This window comes from Endozoicomonas montiporae CL-33 (genome assembly GCF_001583435.1).
Taxonomy (GTDB): Bacteria; Pseudomonadota; Gammaproteobacteria; order Pseudomonadales; family Endozoicomonadaceae; genus Endozoicomonas_A; species Endozoicomonas_A montiporae.
This window is the reverse complement of the sequence record NZ_CP013251.1, coordinates 4443233-4469206: the sequence shown is the minus strand read 5'-3', so window position 1 is coordinate 4469206 and position 25974 is coordinate 4443233. Positions and strand designations below refer to the sequence as shown.

Genomic DNA, 25974 nt, shown 5'->3' with positions numbered 1-25974 from the left:
TGGTAGTGGCACAGTTCTGTGATTCTAGCCCTGTCTGCTAAAATACGACATTCGGCAACTTTGAAAAATGCGGTTTAAAAATGTGCCTTACGCAAGTCCTCTGTACAACATGTGGCAGTAACCAAGTTCGGCCTTTCGGATACAGCACTCATGATGTTCCACGATACTATTGCTGTAATGACAAATGTGAAATCAAAACCTTCATGCTTGAATATCGCTACAAGGCCTGTGAGCCTGGCGTTAAAGAAAAAATCATCGATATGGCAATAAATGGCAGCGGAATCAGGGATACAAGTAAAGTACTCGGAATAAGCAAGACAACAGTAATAAAGACTCTAAAAAAAAAGAAAGCGGTCTGGTAAAGGTCAACCCAAATATTCAAACTATTGATCTCAAGTCAGATGCAATTATTCATGTAGGGCTTGTCTGCCAAGAGGCTGAGCTAGATGAGCAGTGGTCGTATGTTCATGATAAATCGAACCAACGCTGGCTTTGGTATGCTGTTGATCACGCTACAAATACCGTGCTTGCTTATGTTTTCGGAAAACGGAAAGATGAAGTTTTTAAAGAACTCAAAACACTTCTGAAGCCATTTGGTATTAATAAATTTTACACCGATGATTGGGGAGCCTATGAGCGACACCTTGATGAAAACATGCATATTATTGGTAAAGCAAACACTCAGAAGATAGAGCGTAAAAACCTTAATTTTCGGACTTGGATTAAACGGTTGGCCAGAAAGACAATTTGTTTTTCAAAGCTCGAAAAGATGCACGATATTGTTATTGGATTATTGATTAATAAAGTTGAGTTTGGGGTCAATATTCACGCGATATAACAGTTCTGGCCCACTACCAAAAATTTCAGACTCTTTTTCATTCAACTCACCGTCTTCCATCAGGTTCTTGGTCAGGCCTGCACCGGTGTCGGTGTTTTGCAGAGAACCAATCAGCGCCAGACCGGCAGAGCCAGGCAGACCCATAAGAGGACGCAGCAGTGGTGAAAGCAGTTTGCGGGCAGCCCTCAGTGCACCAAAGTGCTCCAGAACGTTGATCATGCCCAGTGCAAACATACAGGTGGGTACCAGAGTCAGGGCAAACAGGAAACCGTCACGGGCACCGTCACCACCCGTTCCACGAAACATTCCGCCCGCGATGGAGCCGAACGTACCGTTCAGTGTGGTGAAGTCGAAGACTCCGTACCATTCGTTGGACTGCAGTAAACCGGAAAAGAACACGACCGCAAATGCCAGTGCTATGTAATTCCCGATCGTTACTCTTTGATCGTCGGTTGCACTCATGGATACCAGAACCTTATTTGTTTGGAGTGTAGGCGGGTCAGAATAAGGACTTCAGTCACAATTCAACACAGGTATAAAGCGTGTAATTGATGGTGATTATCTTTATAGATGGACTCTATTTGCGACTAATGACTTGATTGTTTTCGATTGAAAGTCACGGTTGTGCGATTTACGACTGCTGGTTGATTTGCCAGCTTGGTGTGAAGATATTTTTTTATAGTGGTAAATGTGTAAAAAGCCAGCTTCTTTTCTTAGAAGCTGACTTTTTCAGGAACGAAATCGTCCCCGTTATGGCAATGAATGTTGCTTCTTAAACGAAGAACAGGTTCATAACGAACATAGCCATAAAGCTGTTTGCGATACAGATTGCAAACATGATCGGGTACAGGCTACCACGGGTACCGATTACACCCAGAATACGACCAGCGTACTGGATAGTGGAACCACACAGGTAAATGGCCGGAGCCAGAATCGCAATGTGCTCGCCGGTCAGGATGCCTTCAGAGAACAGACCCATCACGATACCGACTGCACCGCCCATGGACATGATAGCGCTCATGATGACGGCAGCACCTTCACCCGGCAGACCCACCAGAATCATCAGTGGCTGGAACAGTGCACCCAGAGCGCCCAGTGCGCCGGTCACATTCAGAGCCTTGATGATGATGAAAGCCATCATTACGTTTGGAATGGTGCTCATTGCACCAATGTTCCACCCCTTGCGAGCGCCTTCCACAAAGACGTCAGTGATCATCTTTTTGCCAGCTTGAGCCATGATTATGCCGCCTTTGTCTGAGCGTTAACTTTGTTGCCTTGAGCCTTCAGTACCAGACGCAGGATGTTGGCGCCAACGATCTTGAAGATGAACATGATAGCCACGGTCAGACCGATGGAAGTTGGAACTGCCAGAGAGCCGTCGGCGTTGGTCAGGGTGAACAGTACCGCACCGGAGCTGAAGAAGTTCACGATGGTTGCACCAGCGGAGAACTGGAACGCGGTGAAGATTTCAGTCTCTTCCTGATTCAGTTCGCCATCTTCAACCAGATTTTTGGTCAGGCCGGCACCGGTGTCGGTGTTCTGCAGGGAACCAATCAGAGCCAGACCGGCAGAACCCGGCAGACCCATCAGAGGGCGCAGCAGAGGAGACAGTAGTTTACGAGCCGCTTTCAGAGCGCCGTAGTGTTCCAGAACGTTGATCATGCCCAGTGCGAACATGCAGGTAGGAACCAGAGTCAGGGCGAACAGGAAGCCGTCACGGGCACCGTCACCACCCGCACCACGGAACATACCGCCGCCAGCGATGGAACCAAAAGTACCGTTCAGGGTAGTGAAGTCAAAGACTCCGTACCATTCGTTAGACTGCAGTAAACCGGAAAAAAATACGACAGCAAAAGCCAGCGCAATATAGTTTCCGAGCGTGACCTTCTGATCGTCAGTAGCGCTCATTATAAAACCCGTTGGATGTTGTGTTGGAGTGTTGGATTCTTTCCTGATCACGAAGCGTCCGTGCAAAAAAGAATCGATCAAAGAGGATAGAGAGCCTTGAATGTCACGCCTATCGGGGAATTGCGAAAATTTTATACAGTTAATATCTACATTAATTGCTGACCCACCTAGTTTTATTTTCTATGCATTTATTTAGTTAATATATGAACAAGAGATGACAGCAATAGTTACGAAGTTGATTGCGTAATTGTTTGTTTTTGTTGTTCGTTGAGCGAAGTGGATAATGCTTTAAAATTCGGAAATTCTGTTATAGGCTCGGTGCTTCCGAAATAATTGTTCGGCTATTAACCAGTCGTGAATGTGTCGGTTTATAAATTTTGAATAGAGCGTTTTGGTTATTTTGATAGTCATTAGTATAAACGTACCAGAATTTATAGGCAGATATTTTTATTAAACTATTCAGGAACGAACACTATGGCAGACAGTCAGGCCAGCCTGCGACGTAATGTCAATCGATTAGGCTCTTTGTTGGGGCACACCATCAAGGATCATCACGGCGAAGAGTTTTTTAATAAAATTGAAAACATTCGTCAGTTATCCAAAGCTGCCCGTGCCGGTAATGAAGAAGATCGCGAAGTTCTGCTGGATCAGCTGAAAGGCTTGTCTGATGACGAGCTGGTGCCGGTTACCCGTGCCTTCAGTCACTTTCTGAATCTGGCAAACCTTGCTGAGCAGTATCATGGTGTTTCCAAAGAGTGTGAGGAAGCGTTTGATATGCCCGATCACTTTGACAATCTCATGGTACGCCTGAAAGACAAAGGTCTGACCAATGAACAGATTGCCAGCAGCATCAGCAAACTGGACATGGAACTGGTTCTGACGGCTCACCCGACAGAAGTTAGCCGTCGTACCCTGATTCAAAAGCAGGAATCTATTTTTGAATGCCTGACCGAGCTGGAAGACTCCAGCCTCAGCCAGCGTCGCAAGGCGCGTCTGGAAAACCGTCTGCAGCAGCTGGTGTCTCAGGCCTGGCACACTCTGGAATTCCGTACCCAGCGTCCTACCCCGATTGATGAAGCCAAAGCGGGCTATGCCACCATTGAACACTCTTTGTGGGAAGCCATTCCGGCTTTTGTTCGCTCCATGGATGAACGTCTGGAAGAGCACACCGGTATTCGCCTGCCTATTGATGCTGTTCCGGTTCGCTTCTCTTCCTGGATGGGTGGCGACCGTGACGGTAACCCGTTTGTGACCTCCAAAGTGACACAGGAAGTTTTACTGCTGAGTCGCTGGGTAGCAGCGGATCTTTATCTGCGTGATATGAAGCCGCTGATTGGCGAACTGTCCATGACCGAATGCAGTGAAGAGATGAAGCAGGTGATGGGTGAGTGTCGTGAACCCTACCGTGCGGTGCTGAAAAAGCTGCGTGAACGTCTGCGTCATACCCGCAGCTGGTGTGAGCGTTCTCTGGTTGATATGGCCGACGCCTCTGACATCATGACTGACAATAAAGAGCTGATTGAGCCACTGGAACTGTGCTATCGCTCTTTGAAAGAAGTGGGACTGGGCGTGATTGCCGATGGCCCTCTGCTGGATATGATTCGTCGTGCCCACAGTTTTGGTCTGACCCTGATCAAGCTGGATATTCGTCAGGAAGCAGACCGTCACACTGAAGTGATGAGTGAGCTGACCCGCGCCCTGGGTATGGGTGACTACGCCAGCTGGGATGAAACAGACCGTCAGACCTTCCTCTTGCGTGAATTGCAGAACCCTCGTCCACTGTTGCCGAACAACTGGCAGCCGAGCCCGGACGTTAAGGAAGTGGTTGATACCTGTCGTGTGATTGCCCGCGAGGGTGAGAAAGCCCTGCGTACTTACGTGATTTCCATGGCGTACAACCCGTCTGATGTATTGGCGGTGGCTCTGCTGTTAAAAGAGTGCGGTGTTGATTTCCCAATGCCTGTGGTACCACTGTTTGAAACACTCACGGCTCTGGACGGTGCGGCTGACTGTATCGAAAAACTGTTAAGTCTGCCCTGGTATCGTGGCTACAGTGCCGGTGGTCAGATGGTCATGATCGGTTACTCCGACTCTGCCAAGGACGCTGGCTGGATGGCGGCTGGCTGGGCACAGTATCGTGCCATGGAAGAAGTCACTGAAGTCTGCAAGCAACACAATGTAGACCTGACGTTCTTTCACGGTCGTGGGGGTACCATTGGCCGTGGGGGTGGTCCTGCTCATTCTGCGATTCTTTCCCAGCCACCGGGTTCGGTGAATGGTCATCTGCGAGTGACCGAGCAGGGCGAGATGATTCGTTTCAAGTTCGGCTTTCCGGATGTCGCCAGAAAGAGCCTGATGCTTTACGCCAGTGCCACCATGGAAGCAACTTTGTTGCCACCACCGGCACCGGAGCAGAGCTGGCGGGATATGATGGATCAGCTGTCCCGTGATTCTCTGGAAGTGTATCGTGGCATGGTGCGTGGCGAGCCTGAGTTTGTACCTTACTTCCGTGCTGTGACACCAGAGCAGGAGCTGGCTGGTTTGCCTCTGGGTTCTCGCCCGGCTAAACGCAAGCCTAATGGTGGTGTAGAAAGCCTGCGTGCGATTCCATGGATTTTTGCCTGGACCCAGATTCGCCTGATGCTGCCGACCTGGCTGGGTTGTGGTGTGGCACTAAAAAACGCTCTGGAGAAAGAGCAGCGCGAAACTCTGGATGAGATGATGGAGCAGTGGCCGTTCTTCAAAGCACGTCTGGAAATGCTGGAAATGGTCTTCATGAAGACCGATCCAAAGTTGGCTGAGTACTATGAAGATCGTCTGGTTCCAACGGGGCTGCAGCATCTTGGCGACAAGCTGCGTACGCTGCTGGACAGTGCCATTAATACGGTACTGGAGTTGAAAGGTGGCAGTGAACTGATGTCTGCCCATCCTGTGAACAAGCAGGGTATTGCACTGCGCAACCCTTACATTGATCCATTGAATGTTCTGCAGGCAGAGCTACTTTACCGTCTTCGCCACCTGGAGGAAGACAAGGAATGTAAGAATCTGGAGCAGGCGTTGATGATTACCGTGGCCGGTATTGCTGCCGGTATGCGTAACACTGGCTAATAACCGGTACATAAAAAAGCCCGATTGCTGAATGGCATTCGGGCTTTTTTATATCAGTTTGATTTTAAAAATAAATATTTATAAAGAATCAGGATTAATAACCCGTGGATTCGGGTTTAGATCCGGGGAGTTATTTGCAAACTCTTTCCATTCACTCAGGTCAGCAGTGACCGGCTTACCCTTTGTTTGTGTGAAGGGAAATACGGCACCTTTATAAAGAGGTTTTCCGGTACCTTTAATGATGCTGCCGTCAGGCCACTTGTGTTTTCCTTCCCGCCACTTTCTAAATGCTTCAAAATCAAGTTGATAGGCAAAATACTCTTCTACCGGACTCTGTGTACTGGCTTTATTGTCTTTGCAAAGTACCAGGACGTCTTTCTTTTTACTCATAGCTGTACATCCTTTTATTGTCCTTGGAATTAATAGTATAGCCAGAGTCTATAAGTACCCGTTTATATGAAAATTGATGAAATTCAACCAGTTAGTCAGGATGCGAATCTGGTCATTGAGTCTATACTTCTCCGATCAGAATATTTACTAAAACATGGAAGAACCATGCATTCAGGGAACAGATGTAATCAACACAGGTAGTGAGGAATTACAATGAAACCAGTCTTGCGATTGGCTTTTTTAATACCGGCATTGAGTTTGTCATTAAATCCAATTGTTTCTGCAGATGGTCAGATCTCCGGCTATGTAGAAGAACTGGATGATGGTACCGGTAAGCTTCATTTAAAGGGGGTTGGTGAAAGGAAAGTTTTGACAGTCAAAGTGGATGATCGGGGGCAATTTGTGTTGGATCTGGAGTTGTTGTGTGGGGTTATTAACAGTGAAACCGGCGAGTACGTTGAACCTGTTAAGCTGCCTCTCTCGCTTCAGTCAAAAACAGAAGAAGGGCATGTGAGTCAACCTCCAAAATCTTTAGCGGTAGAGCAGTCTTCAGCGTTGGAGCAATCTGCAGCCATGGATTCGCCGATGAGTTTTGGGACGCCAGCGGTAAAAGGTGTTTATCCAGAAATTCTGATTGTTGAAAAGGGATCATTAACGCCTATCACTTCGCAACAAGAACGCGGCTTCTCCGCAGACGATCAATCAGTGGCAGAGTCTGTCGATAGTAAAAGTGCGGGTGACTTTTCTGTTGCTGTGGGAAAAAACGATAATCAACAATCTCCGGTGCGGGCACAATTCACAAAGAAAAACTGGGACCTTTTTGTTAAGGGGCATGAGTATCTCAAAGAAAACGAGCGTTATAACCGGCTGGGGCTAACTGTCGATGGAAATTTCATTGCTGCATCTGAAGCGGATAAAAAAAACGAAACTGCTGGTGCTTCTGAGTCCGACTACAGCCTGCAAAACCGGTATCCTGAAATGATTGTAAAAAAGTGTCATACCTATGACCCGCAGGAAGTCAGTAAGCTTGAGAATGACCTACAACAAAAGCGGGCAGAAGCAGGTTTTGGTGATGTGGTGCCACCCAAATTTGATATGGATATCAATATAACTTACCACCCGATGTTAAAGGAAAAAAGCCCAGTTGATCCTGATAAAATCATTCGTTCAATCAAAAGCTTTATTAACAAACACTCAAGAAAACACGATCAGGAACAGCTATTCGCTAATCTTCTGACCTATGCCAGGTGGCATGGAATGGGTATTGCTCTGCATTACCCCGACCCTTCATTAACGCTTGATACACAACAGTTTAAAGGCATGACTATCTTGAATACTAAAATGTCTCCTGGTCATGCCGTGTCTGATGCGGTTCAACGATTCCTGGTTAACGTTGCATTGACTAAGTTGTACTCAGAAAGTCGGCAAGATAAAAATATTGAAAGAGGAAAGGTGCTGGTTTTGAAAAATGCTCAAGGGTTTGCAGACGCACTTACCGATCTCTTACCAAAGTATAAAACTACTTTTGATCAAATATTGAAAAGGCCCTTTGGTGTTGATGAGGTTATTGAAGGCCTTATGTTATTTGTCATGTTCGCAGAAGCCAAAAACCCTGTTAAGAGTATGCAACAAATTTATGCTGAAAATGGGCATGAAAGACAATGGATTATGCTTGAAGCTTTTCATGAGCTTTATACATCAATGCCTGCGAATTTTCTGCAGGCCTATATGATCAAAAAATTGCTGCAATTGCCTATTATAGGTGATCCAATGTCATTCGATCCGAAGAGTAAAAAATCTGAAACTGCAGGGCCTGAAGAAATAGATGATGATGCAGAATCATCCGAGGATGATGATTCGATGGATGAAGGGAGAGATGAAAAGGGAAGAGGTTGATTGGTCGATTGAAATTACTCTGGCGATACTTCTCGATGCATAGGAATTTCAAAGCACAGGTAGGGAACCGTTTGTCGTATAGGATAGGTGGTTTTATTGGGTAGTTGTTTTTGAGCACTTTTACCCATACTGCCAACTGGGAATAATGCAGGATAAAGGTCAGGTTTTATGCCTTTATCCAGTAGTATTCACTGCCACCATTTACTCCGGACGCACTTTCCCTGTTATTGCAAAATAATCGGTCTGTTCAGAGCAAGCCTTTCGTGACACTGGCGCAGTTCTGCCATCGTTTTACCGGTTACGATGCCAGTCATCACCATACGGGATTTGCACAGGATACATTCCAGCGGATAAACACCGAAACTGCTCTTCATCAACGCCGGGAAACGGATCGGGATCGCCTTTTTTTCTGGTTGATCCAGAAGGTCGTACACCTTGGGAAGTAGTTTTGACCGGATGCGCGAGGCAAGAAATCCGTAGTAGCGGATCATTCTGAATCCTTTATCCGGAATATGCTGAACCAGCCGTTTGATGAAATCCTCTGCACCACTGGCAAAGCGCAAGTGCTGTTTGGTTTTGTGATTCAGATAACTGAAGATCACCTCTTTGCCGTCATAATGTTTCAGGCGGCTCATGGAGAGCGCAGGACGCTTCAGGTAACGACCCGGGTATTTGATGTTACGGTGGTGATTTTTACTGGACTTTGCAAAATGAACGATCCACGGTTTCTTAGAAGCTGTTCACGATCTTATTGAGGGCTGCAAATGTCGATAAATTGCCCCTGTTTTTTGATCTCATTCGTTGCGTAGCACCACTACGCGCCTCATGAGATCAAAAAACAGCAACAATTTCTCACCATTTTCGCTTTCCTCAAAAGATCATGAACAGCTTCTTATAGTGGATATTGAGCCAGCGGTTAAAGGTTGTTTTGGTAGCAGCACCAGTCTTTTTAAGGGATTCCGGTAACTTCAGTTCACCACGAGCGAATGCCTGCCGAAACAGGTTGATGATTTCGTACCGCCACATGGGCATCAATACCTGCTTGCTGAAGAAGATTTCCTTCCATGTCTTTTTGTCATCGGTTAACCCGCCGCGGGTGATGGACAGATGGACGTGAACATTCCATTCAGGTCACGCCCAAACGTGTGTAGTGCCGTGAAGATGCCGGGTAAGAACCCTTTCTTTTCGGAGAGCTTCGTCATAACTTTCGCAGCCAGCGCGCTGGGCTTTCCCAATAAATGACGGTTATAACGGAACAGTTCTCAAAGCTCCGAAGGCATGGTGAAGGTGATGTGTTGCCATTGGGTATCCGGAAGAATGGCTTTCTGTTGCTCTATCCACTGGTCCGTGAGCTTCTTGCCGCAGGTAGGGCAGAACCGGCTTTTGCAACTGAAACAGATTTTCTTTTGATGGGTACAGCTCTGGTTGCTGCACTGAAACACGGCATAGCCACGAACGGTCAGTCCGCAGCTGAGCATTTTGATGACGTTATCGACGATGGCAGTGCGTATGCGGTGTTTATGCTTCTGATAAAAACGCCACCACAAGCCATTCTTATGGAACAGTTCTTTAAGGCGGGTTGGCAGGCGCATTGTCGTCGTCAGAATTGTTGTTGTCTGGCCCTGTAGCTGGGTGCCGGGTCCGCTTGTGCTTGTTCATATGGCCAGTGTGATCGGTTATGTAGTCGCACTGGTCACATTCGTGTATTTTGGGTCTCTTGGGTCTTTGATCGGAGGGCAAGTGGGTCTGCTTGTGCGTTTTCAAATTGCCAGCGCGATCGGTTTTGTAGTTGCACTTGTCACATTCGTGTGCTTTGTGTCTTTCATCGGCGGGCAAGTGGGTCTGCTTGTGCGCTTTCAAACTGCTAGCGCGATCGGTTTTGTAGTTGCACTTGTCACATTCGTGTGCTTTGGGTCTTTGATCGGAGGGCAAGTGGGTCTGCTTGTGCCTTTCCAAAATGCTAGCGCGATCGGTTTTGTAGCCGCACTTGTCACATTCGTGTGTTTTGGGTCTCTTGGGTCTTTGATCGGATGGCAAGTGGGTCTGCTTGCATTTTTTTTCCGATGGTTCAGCAGAAACTACGTAATTAGAACTAGGATTGGCAATTGTGACTGGTTTTGAAAGTGCTGTACTGGTCGCTTCTGTAGTGCAGGAGTTAGAATTCATTGAAGTAAAGTGAATAGTAGTATCTGTACTTTCAGAAGTCGAGCAGAAAAACAAATTTGAACCAAGACAATTATCGCATAAACAGCCTTCAGGATGTGTACTATGGTTTGTCCCCCCGGTGTAATCCTTTTCAGTATTGGCCTGCCCGTATGTTTGCTGCCCATATCCATCAGCGAATACATTTTTATACTGATCGGTGCCGTAATGATTATCGTACAGAAGTGCTTCATTAGGCAGTGCATATTGGCACCTTCCCCAGCAGCCGCCGATGTAACAGTTATCACCTAAGGTATGCTGGCTTTCTTGCCAGCCGCCACCATTACTACCACCATGAGTATTAGCCCAGGTATTGTAGAACCGAAGCGAATGAGGATAGTTTGGTTGCGGGGTGCCGAATAGAACCATTGATGAATGAGAGCTATTGGAAGGCGGCTCGAACATAAATGAGATTATCTGAAGTTCATGTTGCTTGTTAAACTCTTGCTCATCGAGTTGATTAAATAGTGGCGTTTCCGGGTTCCAGCGATTTCTGGATAACCAACCAACGACAACAGTCGCTACCACGGGTATCCATAAAAAAGGTTGAGGGGATAGCGAGTCTTCCTGAAGTGTCAGAAGCAGCTCGTAACCTATGACTTTATTGGAGGCATAGAGCAGTTGCAAAGTAACCGACTCAACAACCGTTGTCAGGCTTTCCCAGAGACCTCTTGGCCTATAGGGCTTATCTTCAGGTGGCGTGTCTGAGCCTGAATAGCAGTTTGTGCTGATAATTTCTGTTGGTTTGCCTTGTAAAGGTTCCATATAAACCATCTGCATTGCAGGCAATGTGTCCGACTCAAGCTTTATAGATAAATTCTGGTTTGGCGAATCCGCATTGTATCCAAGCTCAACGATAAAACTGTGAGTCTGCGATTCGGCCAAACAGGCGAAAGATACGAAGAGCAGTATCTGAAAAATTAGACTTTTAATAGTCTTTATCCTTTGTTGTTTTACAACCAGAGACAGCAAGGATAGACAATAAAAAGTGTGGAAGCTTTATCAGTTGTTGGAGGGCTGCACAGATCAAAAAGTCGCCGCGAAGCGGCCTACCTTGTCAGAGTAGAGTCTGAGAAGCATGGTCAGACACACGTTGCCTAAAATTGATGCTGTCTTCGCCTTTGTCGCTCTAATTCATATGAACTTACCGCCACAAAAAAACAGCCTTATCCCAAGGACACTGATAAAGCTGCATCAATGTCTTGCCATCATAATTCATCACAATCTGATAATTGAGGAAACTCCCCTGGGGCTTGCCGGATAAAATAGTGGTGGCAGGACGACTCATTAATACAGGTGTTCCGTTCAGGTCTTTGGTCTGCTGGTAAAGAATATTCATTATGGTGACAATTTCTCCGTTATCTGGGTTGTACGAGAAATTCTCAGTGAATGAAATTTGATAAGTACGACGATCTGCCTGCATGTCGCTGATGTTTTTGGTCATGCTGCATTTCGCCAGATCGATATAGCCACTGGGTGGCTGATTGTTTTTAATGGCCGAGAGCAACCAGCGATAGCCCATTATCCGGGTGTTTGGGATACTCTGGGCAGTCAATGGCAGCAGTATCAGCAGTATCAACAGTGACAATGCTGCACTGAGAAAACCCGCTTTAGCTCGGGCTTTCGCTCTGTTTCCGGACATGTCCGCGCCTCTGTTAGTCGATCCTTAAATAACCTATCGGCATAAAAGCTCGTTTTATTTATTCGTTGTGAATTTCAGTTTGAAACTTGTATCGCACTCTTGTATCAGGCAACGGGTGTGTATATGCTGTGTGCCTTTTTAGATATCGGTCAATTGAAGCTGGCTTACGGGTATAAACACTTCGAAGCAGGCTTTAGACAGGAGCATTATTCATGCGAGTGATTCTGTTGGGTGCCCCGGGCGCAGGTAAAGGTACACAAGCCCAGTTCATCATGGAAGAATTCGGTATTCCCCAGATTTCTACTGGCGATATGCTGCGTGCCGCCATTAAAAACGGCACAGAACTGGGCAAGAAAGTTAAGGCCGTTATGGATTCCGGCTCTCTGGTTTCTGATGAAATCATCATTGCCCTGGTGAAGGAGCGTATTGCGGAAGCTGACTGCGCTGCCGGTTTCCTGTTTGACGGTTTCCCTCGTACCATTCCGCAGGCCGAAGCCCTGCGTGATGCGGGTGTCGAGATTGATCACGTTGTTGAAATCGCCGTACAAGATGAAGAGATTGTTCAGCGTATGGCGGGTCGTCGTGTTCATCCGGGCAGCGGTCGTACTTACCATGTCGTTTATAACCCGCCAAAGGTTGAAGGCAAGGACGACGTGACGGGTGAAGACCTGATTCAGCGTGAAGATGACGCAGAAGAAACCGTTCGTCATCGTCTGGGCGTATACCACGACCAGACCGCTCCACTGGTAGACTTTTACCAGAAAGCGGGCGGTGAAACCCGTTACACCAGCGTTGAAGGCGTAGGTAGCGTTGACGACATCAAAGCTAAGGTGCTGGACGCTCTGAAGCCGGTAGCTGCGTAATACGGATAGCTACGTTGGATAGCTACGTTGGATAGCTGCGTAATATAAGCAGCTTACCCAGTCAGATGACACCGATAAAAAGGACGCCTTATGCGTCCTTTTTATTTTTTACGACAACCATGTAAAGGTATTAACCCAGAGAACCCCATGAAGTTACTGGCACTGGATACTGCCACCGAGGCATGCTCTGTAGCACTGAACCTTGATGGTGAAATAATTGAAAATTTTCAGATGTTGCCTCGTCGTCACAGCCGTGAACTGCTGTCGATGGTTGAGCAGATTCTGGACGATGCCGGACTTTCATTAAACGAAATGGATGCCCTGGCTTTTGGCCGTGGACCGGGAGCGTTTACCGGCTTACGGGTTGCGACCGCTATGGTTCAGGGGCTGGCCTTTGCTGTGGATAAACCGGTGCTGGGTGTTTCCACACTGGCGGCTCTGGCGCAGGAAGGTTTTCGCCGTTTTGGTACCACCTCTGTTTTGTCATCCATTGATGCCCGGATGAATGAAGTTTACTGGGGCGCTTTTCGGGAGCAGGATGGCTTAATGAAACCGGCTCAGGACGAAATGGTTATTGCTCCGGAAAGTGTCCTTGTTCCACAGAGCATCGCCCCGGAGGGTAATGAGCAATGGCTGGGTATGGGAACAGGCTGGGCTTTCCGTGAAAAAACGGCAGCCACTGTCGTGGATTGCCATGCAGATTGTTACCCGCGTGCCGGAGACATTGCGACGCTGGCAGCTTTCGATTTTAACGAAGGGCTGACAGTTTCGGCTGAACAGGCCATGCCTGTCTACCTGCGTGATAAAGTTGCGTTGAAGAAAAGCGAACGATAACACCTGTCAGATACCCTGCGGAAAAGCCTTGAGATACCTTCCTTCGGGGCGACATACTTGTATAACCATTATCAATGGATACAGGTGCCACTCATGGATTTTCTGCAAATGTTTGTTCTTGCCCTGATACAGGGCATCACCGAGTTTCTGCCGGTTTCCAGCTCGGGGCATCTGATTCTTCCGGCGCAGCTATTGGGCTGGAGCGATCAGGGGTTAGCCTTTGATGTGGCTGTTCACATTGGTACGCTGGCTGCGGTTATTGGTTATTTCCGTAACGACATTTTCAGAATTGCCATCGACTGGCTGGGCTCACTGGTCGGTAAAGGCTCGACATTTAACAGCCGCCTTGGATGGTATCTTATCTTTGCCACCATTCCTGCGGTGGCTTTTGGCTTTGCATTAAAAGCCATCGGGCTGGATGAAGTCATGCGAACCATTGGTGTCATTGCCGGAACCACCCTGATCTTTGGTGCGCTGCTGGGTTGGGCAGACCTGAAAGGTCGGCGTATACAGCCTCTGGAAAAACTGACCTTCAGGCAGGCAATGATTATCGGATTTGCCCAGGCGATTGCCCTGATTCCCGGCACCTCCCGTTCAGGGATTACGATGACAGCCGGATTAATGTTGGGACTCACCAGAGAAGCCGCTGCCCGTTTCTCTTTTCTGTTATCCATTCCGGTGATTCTTGGTGCTGGCTCACTGTTGACGCTCGATCTGATTAAAGACACGGCTCCGGTGGACTGGTCTGTACTGGTAGGTGGAGCGTTGGTGGCGGCTGTCAGCGCCTGGATCTGTATCCATTACTTTCTCGCCTTCATTAACCGCATTGGCCTGATGCCCTTTGTGATTTACCGCTTCTGTCTGGGGGCTGTGCTGCTCTGGGTCATGTTGGGATGATCCTGGATTGAAGCAACAAGAGCAACATACTTCGGCACCGTCTAAATGGTAAACTCTCATTTGATTTTTTAATGAGAAAGCTGCGGATGTCCTTCTCTCTCTACATTGATTACTCCGGCCTGGTCGAAGGGCTGGAGAAACACGTTTGCCTGACAGATCTGCATGAAAAAATCCCCGGCTCGGAACGGGTGTTTGATACCCGTACTCTGGAAAAAGGTTCGCTTATTCTCGGTTTTATGGACGATACCTTATGTCTTCGCCGTGCCGGTGATAAAGAAAAGCCGGTATTTGTGGATTTCGTGGGTGGCAAAGCCGGACACCGGCGCAAGTTTGGCGGTGGCAAAGGTCAGGATATTGCCAAGGCAGTTGGCTTGAATAAAGGTGTAACGCCACATGTGCTGGATGGAACCGGTGGCTTGGGACGTGATGCGTTTGTTCTGGCCAGTCTGGGCTGTACCGTCACTCTGATTGAACGTTCGCCGGTGATTGCGGCGCTGCTACAGGACGGCATTAACCGGGCAAAGCAAAACCCGGAAGTAGCTGATATTGCCAGCCGAATGACGCTCATTAACGACGACAGTCGTCAGGCTATGCAAGACCTTGCCACCGATGGGCGACAGTTTGATGTTGTTTATCTGGACCCGATGTTCCCTCATCGGGAAAAATCGGCACTGGTCAAAAAAGAGATGCGTATTTTTCAGGATCTGCTCAGTGGCGACCCCGATGCGGATGAACTGCTGGCACCGGCAGAATCACTGGCAGAGTTTCGTGTTGTGGTAAAACGTCCAAGGCTGGCACCGGATCTGGCCGGTAAAGAGCCAACCTATCGACTGGAAGGTAAAGCCTGTCGTTATGATATTCACGCTTATAAGGCTTTCGGGTCAGAAAAATAAATCAGATGAGGGACTCATAAAGAGCAGGAAAAGGCCGCTGCTGATTTAATACCAATTCATATTTAGAAAACGGAATTGGTATAATTCAGAGCGGCCAGTGAATGCAAATTATTGCACAGGAATATCCTTCAACATTTTCAACGCACCCGCCAGTGGGTCAATGGGCTGTTCTACTTTTCTCTTTCTAATGTGCTCATGGATACTGGCATATTGAACCGCACTGTCCCAGACAACCTTGCCAAAAGTGCCATGAATAGCAAACGGCAAGTTTTGGAATGCCGGATTAGTAATGGATACTGCCTTGGTAAGATCCTGAATGGATTTTTCCATAGCTGTATTTGCGCAGTCATCTTTATTCGACCAGTCCATCGACGTGCTTCCTGCGTCTGGCTTGCCCTGATTGCTTCCAATGCCAGCGTTTTTATACCCTTCACACGAGGGGCTGATCCGAAGCGCTTCTGACATCAACGAGCCATCGAAATATTGTTGAATATCTTTAGCAAGCGCTGCAAATTGGCTCAGATCTCTGGTTACCAGACCATGTAAGTACATAAAGACGTCATTGCCAGATCCCTGCTTCCGGCTCAAGAGTTTTTGAAAAAAGCCCAGATGAACGCCAGCTGGGATAAATACGTTTTCATTTTCAAAACTCACAATATCGTGAATACAGTTTCCATAATGCAGGGCGTGAGCGGCAGCTGAAGGGGTGTCAGACATCGGTACTGAGAATCCGCCTTTTCTATAGACCTGACCTTTATGGTTGCGGCCAAGTGTAATGCCACCCGTTCCGGAAATAACGATCAGTCCTTCTCTGTCAAAAACACTTAGCCAGGCGGTCTCGGCATCTGATCCCAGAACGGCCTTTTGCATACGGGGATCTTTCTGCAGTGCTTTCAGGAAAGTATCATTATTGTTTCCTTCGGTGCCTGCCATTCCAAGCGCCAGTTCATAACAAGTATTTTGACTGTTCCAGTGGTTTTTTGAAGCTACGGCTTCAACGCCTTCCTGAATCAGAAGCCGGGTTACGTCGATGGCCTGTTCAGCCGTTCGATAAATGTTGCTACCTTGTTTTAATACTTGTTCGTAAGGCTTGGATTGATCTACAGGGTTAGGGGTGGTGATGCGAATGCGGGTATTGGTTCCGCCACCTTCTACTGCAATCATTAAATGATGTTCACAGAAGGCTTTGCCTGAGTTGTCGTTCTTGTTTATAAACCAGCGTGACATCAACTTGCCTTTAACTGATTTAACATCTGATTCGTTATCAGATACAGGGGAAGTAGCCCAAACGGAAGAAATCAGCCCGAATAACGTAATCAGAGATAGGGGAACGATTAATTTTATCAGTTTTTTAAAGTACATATCTTATTCACCTTTGGCTCTATAACCGCAAAAGTATAGGCAAAGAAAATATGTACATTGGTGTGTCAGATTTGATCGCGGGTTCAGAACCGTTATGTCAGGCTCTGAACCCGCAGGAAGGGCTTATACCAATCGCAATAATTAGCTATTCTATTGCGCTGCCTTTTCAGCCGGTTATTCTGCGTTGGCATTCGTCGCCATAGCTACGGCTATGGCTTCTCACGCCGCCTTGCCTAACCGGCTGAAAAGGCATGCTCATAACGAAGCTAATTATTTTGATTGGTATTATACCAATCGCAATAGAATAGCTAATTATTTTGATTGATATTAGTCTTCACCCGGCTCCGGAATCGGTGCAGGCTGACTTTTCGTGGTTTGCAGAATGCTGTGGCGCACTTCGCTGGTGAGCACCTTGAAGGCTTCATCTGCGACCATGACAACCTCTTCACCAAAGTTAAGCTTGTTGGTCTGGCAGATATCTAGAACGCCATTCAGACGCAATTGTTCGATAAAGCCTTTGAACAGGGATTTATCAAAGAACTCCGGTGCATTCAGACCGTGAATAATCGACAAGCGTTGTGCCAGATCCCGGCTCTGGTTTTCCAGCGTTTCCTGTTCAATAGAACCACTGCCATTACTGATCAGCAAACTGATCACCATGTAGAAGCGTTCAATGGTCTGGGAAATCGCACGGGACAGAACGGTCAGCATGACGTACTTGGCCGAACTCTGTTCTGGCTGATAGAAAACATTGTCGCTGTCTACGGTAATCAGCCCTTCATCCACCAAGGTATTCAGCCACTTGCGTACCACTCGCATAAAGCCTTGCTCGCTCCACTGGAGGAACAATTCGGCTTTCAGGTAGGGGTACAAAATAGTGCACACGCGGTAAATCTCGCGCAGGGACAGCCGGTCATTATTAACAAACAGACAGCACAGCAATGAAGGTACTGCAAACATGTGCAATACGTTGTTGCGATAGTAAGTCATGGCGACTGCGGTCTTTTCTTCAAGGCTGTAAACGTCGCCCAGAGAATCGCTGATTTTGGTTACAACATTCAGTTTTTCCGCATAGCGCAGCATGGCGTGACCATCCAGATCCGTCATCACTGTTTTGGAGCTGTACGGGCAACGGCTCATGATACGACTGTAGGTATCAAGCAACAGTACCAGTTCCTGTTCACCCAGAGCGTGTCGTGGTGAAGACAGCAAAGCCATGGCGACCATGTTGATCGGGTTCAGAACCGCAGCGGAGTTGATACCACTGGCAATGCTAAAGGCCAGCTGGTTGGTAGCTTCCTTCAGCCACACGGGTTTCTCTTCAATGGAAGTGTGGCTCTCCCAGCCCGGCACCTGTTTGTCCAGCAGTGTGCCCAGATTAATCGGGTCACCAAAGTTCAGCCAGGCTTTACCAAACTGGTCTTTCAGTGCAGCCAGTGTGGTGAAAACGTCAAAAGGCGACTCTTTTTTCTTGGACTTGCCGCGCAGTTCACCAAGATAGGTTTTCACTTCCAGCAGCTTTTCATAACCAATGTAAACCGGAACAAAGGTGACGGGTTTGCGGCTGTCGCGAATATAACTGCGCATGCTGATGGACAGCATACCGGTTTTCGGGTTCAGGGTTCGACCGGTGCGGGAACGTCCGCCTTCCACGAAGTATTCAATCGGGAAACCTTTAGTAGACAGTGTGTGCATGTATTCATGAAACACGCTGCTGTAAAGAGGATTGCCACGGAAAGTCCGGCGCATAAAGAATGCACCGCCTTTGCGCAGAATGGTGCCCACCACCGGCATGTTCAGGTTAATGCCTGCGGCAACGTGAGGGGGTGTCAGACCTTCATAATACAGAACATACGACAGCAGTAGATAATCGATGTGGCTGCGGTGGCAGGGTACATAAACAATGCTGTGGGTTTGAGCCAGATCACGAATTTTCTCAACATTGTTTATAGAAACGCCGTCGTATTGTTTATTCCAGAACCAGGTCAGCAGAATATCCAGAGAACGCAGAACCGGATAAGAATAGTCCGATGCAATTTCGTTAGCATAGGTACGAGCCTTTTGTTCCGCTTCCACCAGTGTAATGTCATGAGCCGCAGCCTCGGCTTCAATGGCTTTGCGAATCTGGGGTGTATGAATCAGGGTGTTGACGAGGTTGCGGCGGTGGGACAGATCGGGACCAATGACCGATTCACGAAGCTGGCGGAAATGCACGCGCAAAATCCGTCCAACCTTGCGAAGGGTGCGAGGATAATCCTGACCTTCATCAACAATCTCTCGCAGAGACATGGCTGGATTAAAGTGCACCATGGAATGACGGCCATGGATCAGGATGGCGAAGAACTTGCGGAACCGGCCACCCAGGCTGAAATTCCAGTCAAACAGCAGTTTAAGGGCAGAATGTTCCTTGTCCGGCGCCCGTCCCCAGAATACGCTGACGGGAACCAGCTGTATGTCCTGATCTTCACTCTCTTCTACCCGCTTCAGCAGGTTTTCCAGTGTATCGGAGTGCTTGGGGCGTTCCCGCTGAAGAATAAGACCTTCCTGCTGGGTCAGGAAAAAATGCGCCCGGTCGCCTTCTTTGGCACCGGCATCAATATAAGCGTAGGGACGGGGCAGACCGGCTTTGCGGCACACGTTCTCCAGCATCAGCAGGTCAGACAGGGAGTGGTTGCGCAGAACGTAGCAAACGGGCTTGTCAGGCTGGATACCAAGGGTTTCAGCCGAATCGTTCTGTACCGAGGGTCTTGTTACCAGAGCGAGCAGCTTACGCAAACTGTGAAAGACATAGCGGCTAAGTGTAATGGGTTTATGCATGGAATGGCTATAGCCTGCAAAACAGATGAATAGGTCAGGTGAACGGGTACGTTTACAACCTTGTGGCTCACCTTTTCAAACCGCGTGATTTTAGCTTGATTGTGCGGAGGTTCGCAAAGAACCAGATCAATGCAGGCTTAATTGACGTACTCGATGTTGGTTGTGTGCAAGATGAGCAGCTCCTGCACACATGCTGAAATGTATCAGCCAGCATTGGGCCAGGAGACGGTGCTTTCTTCACCGGACTCGGTCACCTGCCACCATTCGTCCATGTCTTCGCCGTCTGACCATGGCGCAGCATTGGCACGAACCCGACATCCGGCAAAGGATTGCAGACTTCGGGCGCATTCCCGGTCGTCTGACCACGGTGTGTGTGGAGATTTAAACCAGATGCTGGTCCAGGCTTTACCAACGGCGTTTTCAACAATCATCAGCGGAATATTGCCGTCCAGAATCAAGTCGTGAACGACTTTGCCACTCTGAGCGGTTTCTACCGATGTAAAGCAGCTCTCAAGCCAGCTGCGAATATCCGCCAGCTTGAGGTTTTTGGCATAGATTTCAATGTCTTGAATGGTTTCAGGTGTAGTCATCTTAGTTAATGCTTGTTAGTCAGCAAGAGAGTTCATCAGAAAGAGCGTCTGTCAGCAAGCGGGTCAGTATACCCTGATAAATCCGGCTCAGATCATCCAGATCAGACGCTTTTACGCACTCGTTGACTTTGTGAATGGTGGCGTTGACCGGCCCCAGTTCAACCACCTGAGCACCGGTTGGCGCAATAAATCGACCATCTGAGGTTCCGCCGGAAGTGGACAGTTCCGTGGTTCTGCCAGTGATGGCCCTGATGGCATCGCTGGCTGCATTCACCAGTGCTCCGGGCTGGGTCAGGAAAGGTTGTCCACTGACGTGCCATTCAATGTCATAGTCCAGCTCATGAGCATCCAGAATGGCAAGGACACGCTGCTGCAGCTGTTCGGCAGTGACTTCCGGGGAAAAGCGGAAATTGAAGTTTACCTCGCATTTGCCCGGAATAACATTGCTGGCGCCTTCACCGGCCTGAATATGCCAGATCTGGAAGCTGGTGGGCGGGAAGTAATCGTTACCATTGTCCCAGACCTCACCGGTCAGTTCTGACAGAGCCAGCGCGACTTCATGCACCGGGTTCTTTGCCAGATGCGGGTAAGCAACATGCCCCTGAATCCCTTTTATGACCATATGGCCGTGCATGGAACCGCGACGGCCATTTTTGATGATATCGCCTACAAGTTCTGTACTGGAGGGTTCGCCAACAATGCACCAGTCGATTTTTTCATTTCGGGCTTCAAGATGTTCAACGACCTTAACCGTGCCGTTTTTGGCCGGCCCCTCTTCGTCACTGGTGATCAGAAAGGCAATAGAACCCTGATGATCGGAATGTTCCTGAAGAAACACTTCACAGGCGGTCACCATCGCGGCCAGACTGCCTTTCATATCCGCAGCGCCACGACCATGAAGCATGCCTTCATCATCAACAACCGGCGAAAAAGGCGGGTTATCCCATTTGCTTTCGGGGCCGGTGGGCACCACGTCGGTATGCCCGGCAAAAGCCAATACCGGTGCATCGGTGCCCCGGCGTAGCCAGAAATTGTCAACGTCATCGAAACGCAGCCGTTCTATGGTGAACCCTAAAGGTTCCAGCCGGCTGATCATCAGTTCCTGGCAGCCCTTGTCTTCCGGAGTGACGGAAGCGCGGCTGATCAGATCCATGGCGAGTTTCAGGGTTTCAGAAGTCATGCAGGTTCTTTGGTCGTTATGATTTATTAAAGGTCGATTGTAGCACTGGTTTCACATTTGAAGTTGACCCATTAGTCGGACGTTTTTTTCTTGAATTCGCACAGGTCTTCAATAATGCAGCTGCCACACTGGGGCTTTCGGGCTTTACACACGTAGCGACCATGAAGGATCAGCCAGTGATGGGCGTCTACCAGAAACTCTTTGGGCACCAAGCGCAATAGTCGCTTCTCAACTTCCAGTACGTTCTTGCCCGGGGCGATGCCGGTACGGTTAGACACCCGGAAAATATGGGTGTCTACCGCCATGGCGGGTTGTCCAAAGGCGGTGTTGAGCACCACATTGGCGGTTTTTCTGCCAACACCGGGCAGGGCTTCCAGTGCTTCGCGATTGTCAGGCACTTCACCATTGTGCAGTTCCAGCAGCATGGCGCAGGTCTTGATGATGTTCTCTGCCTTGGCGTTATACAGGCCAATGGTTTTTACATAGCTTTTCAAGCCATCCAGTCCGAGATCAAGAATCGCCTGTGGCGTATTGGCCACCGGATAGAGTTTATCCGTGGCTTTGTTCACGCCTACGTCGGTGGCCTGAGCAGATAAAATTACGGCAATCAACAACTCGAATGAGGAGCTGTAATTCAGTTCGGTGGTCGGGTTCGGGTTCTGATCCCTTAGGCGGGTAAAAATTTCAGTACGTTTTTGTTTATTCATTTGAAACGTTTACTTCATTGCAGGTAACTGCTGGCCAATCAAAGTCAGGGTTCTTTGCAGTGCACCACGGTTGGAGGCGACAAACTCGGCGGCACTGTCACTCATTGTCTGATAGTGCTGTTTGTCCGTCATCAGCCGGTCAATAGAATCAGCCAGTTGCTCTGCTGAGTCAACCAGTTGCATGCCGCCCGCTTTTACCAGAGAGTCACTGATGTCCTGAAAGTTAAAGACATGGGGGCCGGACAGAACCGGTAGCCCCAACACTGCCGGTTCCAGCATATTGTGGCCACCCCGTTCAATCAGTGAGCCACCGACAAAGGCAATATCGGAAGCAGCGAAGAATGTCATCATCTCGCCCATGGTGTCACCCAGTAGCACTTGAGTAGAGGGTGACAGAGGTTGCTGCTCACTGCGCCGAACCACATGACATTGATTATTGACTGCCAGTTCAAAGACCGGATCAAACCGTTCAGGATGCCGTGGCACCAGAATCAGAAGCAGGTTTTTGTGATTAGCCTGTAGTTGGTTAAAGGCATCCAGTATTGGTTGGTCTTCCCCTTCATGGGTACTCGCTGCGGTGATGACCAACGGTGTGTACCCCAGTTCGGCACTCCAACGTTCTTTTAATTGTTTTCCGGCTTCTTTTAATTCAGGGCTGACGGAAAGATCAAACTTTACACTTCCGGTAATATCCAGCTGTTGTTCAGGGAGGCCCAGCTGTATAAACCGTTCGCCGTCGTCTTTATTCTGGCAGGCGACCATGGTTGTCTGTTTCAGCATAGTGCTGACCAGCCCTTTGAGGCGGGCATAACCTCTGGCAGATCGTTCGGACAGGCGGGCATTGACAATAACCACCGGAATGTTCCGCTTGTGGCAGGCGGCAATGGTGTTTGGCCAGAGTTCAGTATCAATCATCAGTGCCAGTTCTGGCCTGACCCGATTAAAGAAACGCATCTGGGCATCGGGCAAATCATAGGGGCAATAGACATGCTCAATCCGGTCGCCTATCAGGTGGTTATACAAGGCTTTAACCCTGTCCGAGCCTGTGGGAGTCATCGTGGTAATCAGAATACGATGCCGGGGGTAACGTTCCAGTAGTTCTGTAACCAGTGGCGCACTGGCAATGGTTTCCCCGACAGAGACCGAATGTACCCAGATGACCGGTTTATCCTGTGGCAGAGCCGGAAAGAAGCCAAACCGTTCTCTCCAGCGCTGGCGGTAGGCGGGAGCTTTGCGACCCCGAAGAAACATTCGCAGCATGACCAGAGGAGTCGCCAGATAAAGAAGTGTGGAGTAAAAAAAGCGGTTCATGCTTATATTGGTCAGCCTTGATAATAGTGCTTTAATGCCCGAAATAATAACAGATTGTTCTGATTAAAACGCAAAAATTGTTACTTTGTGAACTTTAAACGAAAAGGGATGTCTAGCTACTGAATGTATTCAAACAGGCATACTTATGATCCATTTAGCAAGACATTTAGCAAGAATAGTAGCTATTTTTATTAGTTTGTTACTGCCAATTAAACTGTTTGCAGAAAATAGAACGTCATCTTGGGTATATTCAAGTATTCAGGACAACTTTCCAGAGACTGACAAGTGTCCTGATGAATTTTTTATGAGTCAAATAGTTGATGTTTTTGGAGCGCAGTTAATAGAAGCATACGGCGTTTACAAGACAAAAGACTATTTCATAAAAGTGGTTAAAACTCCTGAGTCAGGGCATACACTATTTAACCTTTTTAATTTTCAGAAAAGTGAGCTGGCAGACTCTGGCGTTCTGGAAGAATTAAAAAATATTGGTACAAAAGTATTGTTTCCGATACAGGACAGGGAAATATTAAATTACGACTCTTCATTAGAACTTTTAATCTTTCCATTTATAAGGGGTAAAACTTTAGAAGCAATTGCATACGATGCTTTTAATTCAGGGGATGTATCACTGGAAAGAGCAAAAAAAGCTTACTATAGATATGGGCAATCTGTTGCTGCTATGCATATGCTGTGCACAAATGAAGTAGAAACGAAGTTGTATTGTTTGTTTCATAATTTTTCTGATAGAAATCTAAGAAATCATATGTATGACTATTGGAGTGATCGTTTTTATTTTATTGATACTCTGTCACCTGGCATGAGCTTAGAACACTTCACTGGTTTGATGAATGCAGAAAAATCATTAAAGTGGATAGTTGCCGGTCTGACTATTGAACTACAGTCAATAGCTGAAGATGTGGAAGAGTTTCAGCCATCAATATTAGAACTCATCCACTCATTCAGAAAAGGGTATTTGTCTCAACCTGTACCAAAAGCACTGGGCACTATGTTGGATGAGTATTTGAACTCATTCTAAATTCCCCCTCCCACGCTATCGTACTTTGCCTATATAATTCAGCATCCACTGGGCGGTGATGCCGCTGTCTACCCGCTTTTGAATGGATTGAATGCCCTTTGTGACAACCGGCGTTGGAATGTCCTTCTGACGTCAGAGAATTAACGCTTCCGAATATGCTCTGGTAAATTCCGGATGCCCCTGAATGCTTAAAAAGTGTTTGCCGTAGGTCACCATGTAGTAAGGGCAGAAATCACTGGATGCAATGATTGTGGTGATGATTGTGGCACCATCGGGCAGTTGCTCGACCTGATCTTTATGGCTGACCAGCAAATTTAGGGAAGTAGCAGTACAGAATATACCGTCATTCCCACAAAGGTGGGAATCCACCGCGGACAGTGGATACCCACCTTCGCGAGGATGACGATGGTATGTTTTTACCTGCTGCTCCCCTTAGACAGGATTTATTAAATGGCTGATAAAAAACAGAATTACCGATTAACCCGGATTTATACCCGCACGGGTGACAAAGGAACCAGCCGGTTGGGTGACGGGCAGGCGTTGTCCAAAAGTGATGCACGTTTTGAGGCTATTGGCACAGTCGATGAGCTGAACAGCTGGATGGGCATGCTGCTGAACGGGTTAAGAGCCAGTCAGGATGTGAGTGATGATCAGCTGGCAAACATTGAGGCGATACAGCACCGGCTGTTTGATGTGGGTGGAGAACTGGCTATGCCCGGTTATCAGCTGATTCAGGCGGAGCATACCGAAGCTCTTGAGCAGCTGATCGACGAGCTGAATGCACCTCTACCCCCGCTGACCAATTTCACCTTGCCCGGTGGCGGCACCAATGCCTGCCATTGCCACATGGTTCGAACCGTTGGTCGCCGGGCGGAGCGGGCTGTGGTACGACTGCATGAGTCTGGTGCAGAGATCAATGCCCCGCTGATGACGTATCTGAATCGTTTGTCTGATGTGATGTATGTGCTGTCCCGCCACTGTGCCAGGCAAAATGAGGGTGAGGTGTTATGGCAGGCGTCTCCTAAGGAGAAACTGTGAAATTCCCCAGTGCATTGAAACCTTAGTTCCGTTATGATGTGCGACTCTGTAAGGGTTTTGCGCATGTAGTGGCTGAAAAATACTTATGCGCAAGGAAAGCCAAAAGGCTTTCAGGGAACTGGGTTTAAAACCCGGCTGTACCCGCAACTGTGACGGACGAGAGTCTGCTATCAAACCACTGAACAGTCATAAAGCATTTGTCGTTTATGATGATTTGGGAAGGTTTGCAGACTTTACGACTCCGGAGCCAGGATACCTGCCTTTGCAAAACAACCAGTAAACGAGGAACAACACTGATGAATGATGTGTTTACCGTTTATAAACACCGGGCGGGTTACCTGGCGGTTGAGAAAATCTGTGGATTTCCTCTCCAGAAGCGTTTGCATCACAAGCATTCGATTCTCTGTCAGGCTTTAATAACCTGACGGCTGCCTGCCGCCCTGAGAATGTTAAGCAACCTCA

At 48.0% G+C, this 25974-nt stretch carries 23 protein-coding genes, 2 pseudogenes and 1 riboswitch; of the genes and pseudogenes, 10 read left to right on the top strand and 15 right to left on the bottom strand.

Translation table 11 applies throughout. The annotated features are described in order from the left end of the window. Positions 1-80 precede the first annotated feature (80 nt). Positions 81-838 (top strand): IS1 family transposase gene (locus tag EZMO1_RS28300; RefSeq protein WP_420809906.1). Its coding sequence is split into 2 segments (ribosomal slippage): positions 81-348 and positions 348-838, totalling 759 coding nucleotides; the frame shifts between segments, so codons are not numbered across the junction. Here the strand turns inward: EZMO1_RS28300 and EZMO1_RS20425 are convergent. The 3 genes from EZMO1_RS20425 to EZMO1_RS20415 form a co-directional block, all read right to left on the bottom strand. Next, positions 791-1300: a nucleoside recognition domain-containing protein gene (locus tag EZMO1_RS20425; protein ID WP_082212044.1), complete on the bottom strand. Its 510-nt coding sequence runs from the start codon at positions 1298-1300 to the stop codon at positions 791-793. The genes EZMO1_RS28300 and EZMO1_RS20425 overlap by 48 nt on opposite strands. Before the next feature lie 310 nt (positions 1301-1610). Continuing rightward, positions 1611-2075, bottom strand: a complete 465-nt coding sequence (locus EZMO1_RS20420; RefSeq protein ID WP_034875808.1) for a YjiG family protein — start codon at positions 2073-2075, stop codon at positions 1611-1613. 2 nt (positions 2076-2077) lie between these two features. Further along, positions 2078-2746, bottom strand: coding sequence for a nucleoside recognition domain-containing protein (locus EZMO1_RS20415; protein ID WP_034875810.1), 669 nt, complete (start codon positions 2744-2746; stop codon positions 2078-2080). A 474-nt stretch (positions 2747-3220) separates the two neighbouring features. On the opposite strand from EZMO1_RS20415, the gene ppc reads away from it, so the two are divergent. Then, on the top strand, positions 3221-5854 hold the full coding sequence (gene ppc / locus EZMO1_RS20410; protein WP_034875812.1) for a phosphoenolpyruvate carboxylase: 2634 nt from the start codon (positions 3221-3223) through the stop codon (positions 5852-5854). 78 nt (positions 5855-5932) lie between these two features. Here ppc and EZMO1_RS20405 read toward each other — a convergent pair whose 3' ends face one another. Next, entirely contained in the window at positions 5933-6244 is a 312-nt protein-coding gene (locus EZMO1_RS20405) for a hypothetical protein (protein WP_034875814.1), read from the bottom strand. Between the two features lie 213 nt (positions 6245-6457). On the opposite strand from EZMO1_RS20405, the gene EZMO1_RS20400 reads away from it, so the two are divergent. Then, positions 6458-8140, top strand: coding sequence for a hypothetical protein (locus EZMO1_RS20400; protein WP_034875816.1), 1683 nt, complete (start codon positions 6458-6460; stop codon positions 8138-8140). A 224-nt stretch (positions 8141-8364) separates the two neighbouring features. On the opposite strand, the pseudogene EZMO1_RS20395 reads toward EZMO1_RS20400, so the two are convergent. From EZMO1_RS20395 to EZMO1_RS20375, 4 genes and pseudogenes are all read right to left on the bottom strand, one after another. Then, positions 8365-8862 (bottom strand): annotated as a pseudogene (locus tag EZMO1_RS20395) (transposase); the annotation flags it as partial. Positions 8863-9015: 153 nt separating this feature from the next. Continuing rightward, positions 9016-9732, bottom strand: a pseudogene (locus EZMO1_RS28295) (IS91 family transposase); the annotation flags it as partial. After that, the gene (locus tag EZMO1_RS25850) at positions 9710-11314 is read right to left on the bottom strand and encodes a C2H2-type zinc finger protein (protein ID WP_086936430.1); all 1605 of its coding nucleotides are present in this window, start codon (positions 11312-11314) and stop codon (positions 9710-9712) included. The gene EZMO1_RS25850 and the pseudogene EZMO1_RS28295, both read right to left, overlap by 23 nt. Before the next feature lie 172 nt (positions 11315-11486). Next, positions 11487-11984 (bottom strand): hypothetical protein, encoded by a 498-nt coding sequence (locus tag EZMO1_RS20375; RefSeq protein WP_034875819.1) that lies wholly within the window; start codon positions 11982-11984, stop codon positions 11487-11489. 212 nt (positions 11985-12196) lie between these two features. Between EZMO1_RS20375 and adk the strand changes: the two genes are divergently transcribed. The 4 genes from adk (at position 12197) to EZMO1_RS20355 (ending at position 15471) form a co-directional block, all read left to right on the top strand. Next, positions 12197-12847 carry an adenylate kinase gene (adk, locus tag EZMO1_RS20370; protein ID WP_034875822.1) on the top strand — a complete coding sequence of 217 codons (651 nt, stop codon included), beginning with the start codon at positions 12197-12199 and terminating at the stop codon, positions 12845-12847. 90 nt (positions 12848-12937) lie between these two features. Next, the gene (gene tsaB / locus EZMO1_RS20365) at positions 12938-13681 is read left to right on the top strand and encodes a tRNA (adenosine(37)-N6)-threonylcarbamoyltransferase complex dimerization subunit type 1 TsaB (RefSeq protein ID WP_236632014.1); all 744 of its coding nucleotides are present in this window, start codon (positions 12938-12940) and stop codon (positions 13679-13681) included. 93 nt (positions 13682-13774) lie between these two features. Continuing rightward, complete coding sequence (locus EZMO1_RS20360) at positions 13775-14578, top strand: undecaprenyl-diphosphate phosphatase (protein ID WP_034875824.1); 804 nt, start codon at positions 13775-13777, stop codon at positions 14576-14578. Positions 14579-14664: 86 nt separating this feature from the next. Beyond that, complete coding sequence (locus EZMO1_RS20355; protein WP_082212228.1) at positions 14665-15471, top strand: class I SAM-dependent methyltransferase; 807 nt, start codon at positions 14665-14667, stop codon at positions 15469-15471. A gap of 108 nt (positions 15472-15579) precedes the next feature. On the opposite strand, the gene EZMO1_RS20350 is transcribed toward EZMO1_RS20355, so the two are convergent. From EZMO1_RS20350 to waaA, 6 genes are all read right to left on the bottom strand, one after another. Beyond that, entirely contained in the window at positions 15580-16833 is a 1254-nt protein-coding gene (locus EZMO1_RS20350; RefSeq protein ID WP_034875827.1) for a hypothetical protein, read from the bottom strand. 327 nt (positions 16834-17160) lie between these two features. Then, positions 17161-19650, bottom strand: a complete 2490-nt coding sequence (plsB, locus tag EZMO1_RS20345; RefSeq protein WP_051789905.1) for a glycerol-3-phosphate 1-O-acyltransferase PlsB — start codon at positions 19648-19650, stop codon at positions 17161-17163. Positions 19651-19853: 203 nt separating this feature from the next. Further along, positions 19854-20240: a hypothetical protein gene (locus tag EZMO1_RS20340; RefSeq protein ID WP_034875829.1), complete on the bottom strand. Its 387-nt coding sequence runs from the start codon at positions 20238-20240 to the stop codon at positions 19854-19856. Positions 20241-20259: 19 nt separating this feature from the next. Then, positions 20260-21420, bottom strand: a complete 1161-nt coding sequence (gene dapE / locus EZMO1_RS20335) for a succinyl-diaminopimelate desuccinylase (protein ID WP_034875832.1) — start codon at positions 21418-21420, stop codon at positions 20260-20262. Between the two features lie 71 nt (positions 21421-21491). Next, on the bottom strand, positions 21492-22127 hold the full coding sequence (nth, locus tag EZMO1_RS20330; protein WP_034875835.1) for an endonuclease III: 636 nt from the start codon (positions 22125-22127) through the stop codon (positions 21492-21494). 9 nt (positions 22128-22136) lie between these two features. Continuing rightward, positions 22137-23438, bottom strand: a complete 1302-nt coding sequence (waaA, locus tag EZMO1_RS20325; protein WP_034875837.1) for a lipid IV(A) 3-deoxy-D-manno-octulosonic acid transferase — start codon at positions 23436-23438, stop codon at positions 22137-22139. 145 nt (positions 23439-23583) lie between these two features. On the opposite strand from waaA, the gene EZMO1_RS20320 reads away from it, so the two are divergent. After that, the gene (locus tag EZMO1_RS20320) at positions 23584-24474 is read left to right on the top strand and encodes a hypothetical protein (RefSeq protein ID WP_034875843.1); all 891 of its coding nucleotides are present in this window, start codon (positions 23584-23586) and stop codon (positions 24472-24474) included. A gap of 132 nt (positions 24475-24606) precedes the next feature. On the opposite strand, the gene EZMO1_RS20315 is transcribed toward EZMO1_RS20320, so the two are convergent. Next, positions 24607-24786 carry a type 1 glutamine amidotransferase family protein gene (locus tag EZMO1_RS20315; protein WP_051789906.1) on the bottom strand — a complete coding sequence of 60 codons (180 nt, stop codon included), beginning with the start codon at positions 24784-24786 and terminating at the stop codon, positions 24607-24609. Positions 24787-24924: 138 nt separating this feature from the next. Here EZMO1_RS20315 and EZMO1_RS20310 point away from each other — a divergent pair, with 138 nt between their 5' ends. After that, positions 24925-25512: a cob(I)yrinic acid a,c-diamide adenosyltransferase gene (locus EZMO1_RS20310; protein WP_034875845.1), complete on the top strand. Its 588-nt coding sequence runs from the start codon at positions 24925-24927 to the stop codon at positions 25510-25512. Positions 25513-25552: 40 nt separating this feature from the next. Beyond that, positions 25553-25790, top strand: a riboswitch (cobalamin riboswitch). An 18-nt stretch (positions 25791-25808) separates the two neighbouring features. Further along, positions 25809-25937: a hypothetical protein gene (locus tag EZMO1_RS27865; protein WP_275934921.1), complete on the top strand. Its 129-nt coding sequence runs from the start codon at positions 25809-25811 to the stop codon at positions 25935-25937. Positions 25938-25974 lie beyond the last annotated feature (37 nt).

What these genes read in the sequence shown, in the direction of transcription:
- EZMO1_RS20425 (WP_082212044.1), bottom strand. Translation starts at nt 1,300, where the DNA reads ATGAGTGCAACCGACGATCAAAGAGTAACGATCGGGAATTACATAGCA.
- EZMO1_RS20420 (WP_034875808.1), bottom strand. Translation starts at nt 2,075, where the DNA reads ATGGCTCAAGCTGGCAAAAAGATGATCACTGACGTCTTTGTGGAAGGC.
- EZMO1_RS20415 (WP_034875810.1), bottom strand. Translation starts at nt 2,746, where the DNA reads ATGAGCGCTACTGACGATCAGAAGGTCACGCTCGGAAACTATATTGCG.
- ppc (WP_034875812.1), top strand. Translation starts at nt 3,221, where the DNA reads ATGGCAGACAGTCAGGCCAGCCTGCGACGTAATGTCAATCGATTAGGC.
- EZMO1_RS20405 (WP_034875814.1), bottom strand. Translation starts at nt 6,244, where the DNA reads ATGAGTAAAAAGAAAGACGTCCTGGTACTTTGCAAAGACAATAAAGCC.
- EZMO1_RS20400 (WP_034875816.1), top strand. Translation starts at nt 6,458, where the DNA reads ATGAAACCAGTCTTGCGATTGGCTTTTTTAATACCGGCATTGAGTTTG.
- EZMO1_RS20375 (WP_034875819.1), bottom strand. Translation starts at nt 11,984, where the DNA reads ATGTCCGGAAACAGAGCGAAAGCCCGAGCTAAAGCGGGTTTTCTCAGT.
- adk (WP_034875822.1), top strand. Translation starts at nt 12,197, where the DNA reads ATGCGAGTGATTCTGTTGGGTGCCCCGGGCGCAGGTAAAGGTACACAA.
- tsaB (WP_236632014.1), top strand. Translation starts at nt 12,938, where the DNA reads ATGCGTCCTTTTTATTTTTTACGACAACCATGTAAAGGTATTAACCCA.
- EZMO1_RS20360 (WP_034875824.1), top strand. Translation starts at nt 13,775, where the DNA reads ATGGATTTTCTGCAAATGTTTGTTCTTGCCCTGATACAGGGCATCACC.
- EZMO1_RS20355 (WP_082212228.1), top strand. Translation starts at nt 14,665, where the DNA reads ATGTCCTTCTCTCTCTACATTGATTACTCCGGCCTGGTCGAAGGGCTG.
- EZMO1_RS20350 (WP_034875827.1), bottom strand. Translation starts at nt 16,833, where the DNA reads ATGTACTTTAAAAAACTGATAAAATTAATCGTTCCCCTATCTCTGATT.
- plsB (WP_051789905.1), bottom strand. Translation starts at nt 19,650, where the DNA reads ATGCATAAACCCATTACACTTAGCCGCTATGTCTTTCACAGTTTGCGT.
- EZMO1_RS20340 (WP_034875829.1), bottom strand. Translation starts at nt 20,240, where the DNA reads ATGACTACACCTGAAACCATTCAAGACATTGAAATCTATGCCAAAAAC.
- dapE (WP_034875832.1), bottom strand. Translation starts at nt 21,420, where the DNA reads ATGACTTCTGAAACCCTGAAACTCGCCATGGATCTGATCAGCCGCGCT.
- nth (WP_034875835.1), bottom strand. Translation starts at nt 22,127, where the DNA reads ATGAATAAACAAAAACGTACTGAAATTTTTACCCGCCTAAGGGATCAG.
- waaA (WP_034875837.1), bottom strand. Translation starts at nt 23,438, where the DNA reads ATGAACCGCTTTTTTTACTCCACACTTCTTTATCTGGCGACTCCTCTG.
- EZMO1_RS20320 (WP_034875843.1), top strand. Translation starts at nt 23,584, where the DNA reads ATGATCCATTTAGCAAGACATTTAGCAAGAATAGTAGCTATTTTTATT.
- EZMO1_RS20310 (WP_034875845.1), top strand. Translation starts at nt 24,925, where the DNA reads ATGGCTGATAAAAAACAGAATTACCGATTAACCCGGATTTATACCCGC.
- EZMO1_RS27865 (WP_275934921.1), top strand. Translation starts at nt 25,809, where the DNA reads ATGAATGATGTGTTTACCGTTTATAAACACCGGGCGGGTTACCTGGCG.